2 protein-coding genes are annotated in these 910 nt (G+C 62.4%); one reads left to right on the top strand and one right to left on the bottom strand.

Annotated elements, in window-relative coordinates:
- Positions 1-209: 209 nt before the first annotated feature.
- The gene (locus tag EN939_RS35990; RefSeq protein ID WP_127272036.1) at positions 210-662 is read left to right on the top strand and encodes a GNAT family N-acetyltransferase; all 453 of its coding nucleotides are present in this window, start codon (positions 210-212) and stop codon (positions 660-662) included.
- On the opposite strand, the gene EN939_RS38755 is transcribed toward EN939_RS35990, so the two are convergent.
- On the bottom strand, positions 659-910 hold a 252-nt coding region (locus EN939_RS38755), incomplete at its 5' end, for a hypothetical protein (protein WP_206528451.1). The genes EN939_RS35990 and EN939_RS38755 overlap by 4 nt on opposite strands.

Raw genomic sequence — 910 nt, 5'->3', positions numbered from 1 at the left:
GTATAGTGACGGGGAGAAAGGGGCCGGCCGCCACGTTGGCGCTTTTTCTGCGACGCTGGCGATTTGGCGAAATCATCTGACACAGCGTCCTTCTCCCCGTCACTATACGGGGAGAAGATGCCGGCAGGCAGATGAGGGGCGGCACCAGCGCCCGGTGGAGAGCATATTCAAATCTTGCGGCCACCAGTGCCTCGCGATATCTCGACACCATGATCACCTTCCGCCGTGCGCAGGCCTCCGACCTGCCTGACATCATCGCCATGCTGGCCGACGATCCGCTTGGCGCCGGCCGCGAGGACGCTTCCATGCCGCTGGCCCAAGGCTATGTCGATGCTTTCAACGCCATCGACGCCGATCCCAATCAGCTGCTGGCGGTGACTGTCGACGGGGCCGAAGTGATCGGTACCTTGCAGATTTCTTTCCTTGCCGGGCTCTCGCGCAAAGGCGCCTGGCGCGGCCAGATCGAGGCGGTTCGGGTTGCCGGCCACAGGCGCTCGGACGGCATCGGCAGGCAGATGATCGTATGGGCGATCGACGCGTGCCGGGCGCGGGGCTGCAGCCTCGTCCAACTGACCACCGACAAGGGGCGGGCGGACGCGCACCGTTTCTACGAAAGCCTCGGCTTCACCGGCAGCCATCTCGGCTACAAGAAGAGCCTTTAGGCGGACGGAAACCGCTGCACATTTTTTGTGGAACTGCTCGCGGCGTTCGAGCAGTGCGCCCGCGCTGGCGCATTCGGGAAATCGTTCAGGCACACTTCAATTCGCGGCCAAGAGGGGATATAGGTCAGCCAAGTTGACCTATATTGCAGCGTTTGGGGAGGCGTGTCGTGACCCTTATGAATCTGTTGGCTTCGCGCGCGTCGCGCATGAAAGCATCCGAAATCCGCGAGATCCTGAAGCTGCTCGAC

It is taken from the genome of Mesorhizobium sp. M7A.F.Ca.CA.002.05.1.1, assembly GCF_003998335.1.
In the GTDB taxonomy this organism is placed as follows: domain Bacteria; phylum Pseudomonadota; class Alphaproteobacteria; order Rhizobiales; family Rhizobiaceae; genus Mesorhizobium.
This window is presented reverse-complemented; position numbering and strand designations above follow the sequence as displayed.

What these genes read in the sequence shown, in the direction of transcription:
- EN939_RS35990 (WP_127272036.1), top strand. Translation starts at nt 210, where the DNA reads ATGATCACCTTCCGCCGTGCGCAGGCCTCCGACCTGCCTGACATCATC.